The 4,112-nt window shown below is 64.5% G+C and carries 5 protein-coding genes and 1 pseudogene; 2 read left to right on the top strand and 4 right to left on the bottom strand.

Annotation, left to right across the window (positions count from 1 at the left end; translation table 11 throughout):
- A pseudogene (locus ABYB95_RS18355) lies at positions 1-539 on the top strand (poly-beta-hydroxybutyrate polymerase); the annotation flags it as partial.
- Between the two features lie 25 nt (positions 540-564).
- Here the strand turns inward: ABYB95_RS18355 and ABYB95_RS18350 are convergent.
- The 4 genes from ABYB95_RS18350 to ABYB95_RS18335 all read right to left on the bottom strand — a co-directional run bounded on the left by ABYB95_RS18350 (position 565) and on the right by ABYB95_RS18335 (position 2,793).
- Positions 565-921 carry a non-heme iron oxygenase ferredoxin subunit gene (locus ABYB95_RS18350; protein WP_008905512.1) on the bottom strand — a complete coding sequence of 119 codons (357 nt, stop codon included), beginning with the start codon at positions 919-921 and terminating at the stop codon, positions 565-567.
- Between the two features lie 109 nt (positions 922-1,030).
- Positions 1,031-1,546 (bottom strand): hypothetical protein, encoded by a 516-nt coding sequence (locus ABYB95_RS18345; protein ID WP_008905511.1) that lies wholly within the window; start codon positions 1,544-1,546, stop codon positions 1,031-1,033.
- Positions 1,543-2,271 carry a DUF2238 domain-containing protein gene (locus ABYB95_RS18340; RefSeq protein WP_372660129.1) on the bottom strand — a complete coding sequence of 243 codons (729 nt, stop codon included), beginning with the start codon at positions 2,269-2,271 and terminating at the stop codon, positions 1,543-1,545. The genes ABYB95_RS18345 and ABYB95_RS18340 overlap by 4 nt, the downstream gene beginning before the upstream one ends.
- 150 nt (positions 2,272-2,421) lie before the next feature.
- A complete protein-coding gene (locus ABYB95_RS18335) occupies positions 2,422-2,793 on the bottom strand; it encodes a hypothetical protein (protein WP_008905509.1) in 372 nt (123 codons plus the stop codon).
- A 515-nt stretch (positions 2,794-3,308) separates the two neighbouring features.
- Here ABYB95_RS18335 and ABYB95_RS18330 point away from each other — a divergent pair.
- Positions 3,309-3,845 (top strand): JAB domain-containing protein, encoded by a 537-nt coding sequence (locus ABYB95_RS18330; RefSeq protein WP_182118948.1) that lies wholly within the window; start codon positions 3,309-3,311, stop codon positions 3,843-3,845.
- Positions 3,846-4,112 lie beyond the last annotated feature (267 nt).

The following is a 4,112-nucleotide window of genomic DNA, read 5'->3' as shown; positions in this document are numbered from 1 at the left end:
GCGAGCCGCTGCGGCCGAACGACCTGATGGCCTGGAACGCCGACACCACGCGCATGCCGGCGGCGATGCACAGCCAGTACCTGCGGCGCCTGTACCTGCACAACGAATTGGCCGAGTCGCGTTACTGTGTAGAGAGCCGGCCGGTGTCGCTGAACGATGTCCACCAGCCGATGTTTGTGGTGGGCACGGAAAAGGATCACGTGGCGCCCTGGCGCTCGGTCTACAAACTGCACCAGCTGACGGACGCCGAGATCACGTTCGTGCTGACCAGCGGCGGCCACAACGCCGGCATCGTCAGCGAACCCGGCCATGCGGTCCGACGCTGGCGCGATGCGGTGCGCCGCCCAGGTGACCCGTGGCTGTCGCCGGACGAATGGGAAGCCGCAGCCAAGCTACACGAAGGCTCGTGGTGGACCGCCTGGGACACCTGGATCAAGGCCAAGGGCAGCGGCCGAGAGGTGTCGGCGCGCCAGCTGACTGGACGCGACGGCCTGTGTGGCGCACCGGGAGCCTACGTGCACCAACGGTGTGAGGACTGAGCGCCGGCCCCGGCGGCAGCGTTCTTCAGGCTTCCGGTACGCTGACCCGCACCTGCCCGGACTTCACGCTGACCTTGTAGGTCTGCAGCGCCTTTTCGCCGCGCACGACGTTCAGCAGTTGGATGCCCGGCGGGAAGTTCGCCCAGTCCAGCACCGCGCCGGTGCGGATGTCGAAGCGCGCGCGGTGCAGCGGGCATTGCACCTTGCAGTCTTCCAGCTGCTTGCCGCGCGCCAGCGGCGCGAAGGTGTGGGTGCAGCTGGCTTGTGTCGCGAAAAAGCCATCGCTGAGGTGGTACAGAACGATCTTGTGCTTGTCGACGATAAAGGACTTCATCTCGCCTACGGGCAGTTCGTCCGAACCGCAAAGGGTGTGCCATGTCATGCTGGGGCTCCGTTTGCAGGGAATGGTTGATTGTTGGGCCACGGTGCGCGTCTGGTTGCGATGCGGCCTCTCTTGCGCAGGGCGTGCGGCGGGGCAGTTAGACCGACTGTCACGATGCCATCAGCCGCACCGGCATGGACGCCAGTCGGTCGAAGAGGCGCGCTTCGGCGCGGATCGGCCACCAGTCGTAGAGGAATAGTTCCATCGGCCGCCACATCGCGACCCAGCCGGCGATCGACAGGCTGGCGCGCACCACCTCGAGCATGCCGCCCGGATCGAGCCAGTTCTCGGCCAGCTTGCTCGCGGCGAGGGTGGCGGCCAGGAACGCCAGGCCGATCAACAGGCTGAGCCTGCCGCGGCGGAACAGTTCGCGCAGTCGCCGCCGCGCCGAGGCGCCCTGCAGGTGGAAATGCGCGTGGACCGCGTCGCTGACGGATGCCGTTTCGGAAGACGGGTGTTCGAGATGCACGACCAGGCCGAGCGCCGCATCGCGCGGCAGGTCCTTGGCCGCGTCGACGATGAAGCGCTCGGCGCGCGGATCGAGGTTGCGGGTCGCGAGCGGCGACGCGTCCATGTGGTCGAAGAACTGCTCCAGCTCGGCCACATGCACTTCGATCTCGTTCACCGCCCGGCCTCCCGCGACCGCAGCATGCGCACGGTCTCGCTCTCGCCAAGAGGTGCGGCGCGCTTGACCATCATGCTGTCCTGCCACTCGCGCGCGAAGTCGCGGCGCAGGCGGGCGTTGATGAGCGCAGTCAGCAGCATGGCGATGAACGCGCCGAGACCGGCCAGCGACATGTCCTTGTGCGCATCCCAGACGTCGCCCTGGGTTCCGAGGTAGGCCACCCCCAGCCCGCCGCTGAAGATCTCGGCCGCGGCCCACTCGAACAGTTCGAAGAGTGCAGAGGTCGAGAGGGTCATGTCCAGAGGCAGGAAGTAGCCCCAGAAGCCGCGGGCGTCGGCCACGCGCAGGAACAGCTCGCGCATCGGATAGGCCAGCAGCAGCCCGTACATCAAGTGCACGAAGCGGTCGAAGTGATTGCGCTCCCAGCCCATCACTTCGTTGAGCGAGCGTCCAGTCAGCGCCTTGATCCATGCGTCGTATGGAACCTCGGCGTAGGTGTAGTGCGCACCCACCGTGTGCAGGCAGAGAAACAGGAAGATCAGCGTATAGGACAGGCGCGACATCACAAAGCGGCGACGCGACGCCGACAGCGCGACCGCGAACACGACGACCAGCACGTTCTCAAGCGCCCAGTCGTCCCGGTACCAGGGGTCGATGGCGAGCGCGACCCACACCACGGCGAACAGCGCAGCGAGGAGGGCGAGGTAGCGACCGTGGGAGATCATGCGGCACGATACTTGATTTCAAGGTGGCCGCTGGTATCGATCAAGCATCAGTTGCCGCGAAAAATGGCATTTCATCGGGCGGAGGCGCGAGCCAATGGCATACGCTCTCCCAACATGGGCGCGAGCACATTCTGCAGCCAATCCGCGCAGCTACTTGGCATCAAGCTTTCGCGCGATCGCGATGAACACCCAGACAAGTGCCAATGGAACGAGCACGACGAGCACGACGAGCACGACGAGCAAGTACGGCAGCGAAAGCGCCACCCAGACGAGCCCGACGAACATGGCGCCACCCACGACAAACACGCCGACTCCAGCAAACACAAAGAGCAGGAGGATTGCGACACAGAACAGAGCAACGAGGTCGGCGATCAAACCCGCCAGACCAACGCCACCTTTGAGCGGTCCGGTGATCTCCTGACCGTTGATGACGATCCGTGTCGATCCCGAATCGATGAAGAACCCCCAAACAACGATCGCCAGAATGGCTACTGCAAGGGCGATGGCTGCTTTCTTGGTCATTCGAACGCCTTCAATGATGATTTGCACCAAGGACCGTTTTGCGGCCACCGACCGCCCCGGCGAAACCGGGCACGGAAGGCCCAGGCAGTGGTGTCGGTTCTGGCGGCGGTAGTCATGGTGGGTCCGAATTGTTCTGGATAGATTGTCTTCGTTGGTGTCGGTAGCCGAAGATGATGTGCGTCGATTTCGATAGTGCGTCCCGGCGTACCGCCGTCGGGCTCTGCGGGCTGCGCCCCGCGCCCCGTGCTGGGTCGCGGCCATTCGGCTCCGATCCCTTGACGCCTCCGGCCGAGGGCATGCCCCCGGCCTGCGCGCTTCGCTTGCCTTCCTCACGCCTGCAGTTGTGGAGGGGCTGGCTTGCTGATCCCTTCATCCTTGCACACCGGTCTCGCCGTCAAGGTCTGCGCGCACTGCATGCGCTGGCGGCCGTTCGGCCGTCCTCGAACCTGTGACCGCTGCGCTGCGGCGTGCCGGTTCCGGTCTCGGGCAATCCCGCCCGATCACTGGAGTTGGTCATGCAGCACGATCTGTTTTCTTCCCTTGATTCCTTCCAGGCACTCTCGGTTGCCGCTTCCGCCTTGCTGGTGCGCGATGTCGCGGGCCAGTACCGTCCGGCCGAGGTCGACGAGGTGCTGCTGGCGGCGCAGCAGTTGCTGGCCGCCCAGGTGCGCGGCAGCGACTTGATGGACTCTCCCGCTGTGGTGAAGGACTTTCTGCGTGCCCGGCTGGGCAATCTCCCTCATGAGGTGTTTGCGGTGGTGCATCTCGATGCGCAGAACCGCGTGGTGGACTACGTCGAGATGTTCCGGGGCTCGGTGAGCCAGACATCGGTGTACCCGCGGGAGGTGGTGCGCGATGCGCTGCTTCGAAACAGCTGCGCCCTGGTCCTGGTGCACAACCATCCCAGCGGCGCTGCCCGTCCATCGCGTGCCGACGAAGTTCTGACGCAGACGCTCAAGCAGGCGGCGGCGCTGGTCGATGTGCGGGTGCTCGACCACTTCATCGTGGCGGGCGACTCGGTGAATTCAATGGCCGAATGTGGACTTATTTGATATGTGGAGTGCGGGAGCCCTTGCGGCTTCCGCTTTGACTTCGAAGCCATTGAACTTCACATATTGCGCACGCCACGCGTAACGTTCGTTGCCCATCCACTATGTACGGAGGGGCATCATGTCCACTGAACTTCCCAGCAACACGCGTGCGCTTCTTGCTCGATCAGTCAATGCACCAGAGTTGAGAGCGTTTTCGGCATGGCTTGGCAGCGAACACTACACGCCGTTCGTGGTCCAGCGTCATCTGCTGCGGCTCGAACAAGTCCT

This window comes from Hydrogenophaga sp. (genome assembly GCF_041633695.1).
Classification (GTDB): Bacteria; Pseudomonadota; Gammaproteobacteria; order Burkholderiales; family Burkholderiaceae_C; genus Hydrogenophaga.
The sequence above is the reverse complement of the archived record's forward strand: the minus strand, read 5'-3'. Positions and strand labels throughout refer to the sequence as shown.

Excerpts from the sequence above, each read along its gene's own strand:
- ABYB95_RS18335 (WP_008905509.1), bottom strand. The coding sequence starts at position 2,793 with ATGACCAAGAAAGCAGCCATCGCCCTTGCAGTAGCCATTCTGGCGATC.
- ABYB95_RS18350 (WP_008905512.1), bottom strand. The coding sequence starts at position 921 with ATGACATGGCACACCCTTTGCGGTTCGGACGAACTGCCCGTAGGCGAG.
- ABYB95_RS18340 (WP_372660129.1), bottom strand. The coding sequence starts at position 2,271 with ATGATCTCCCACGGTCGCTACCTCGCCCTCCTCGCTGCGCTGTTCGCC.
- ABYB95_RS18330 (WP_182118948.1), top strand. The coding sequence starts at position 3,309 with ATGCAGCACGATCTGTTTTCTTCCCTTGATTCCTTCCAGGCACTCTCG.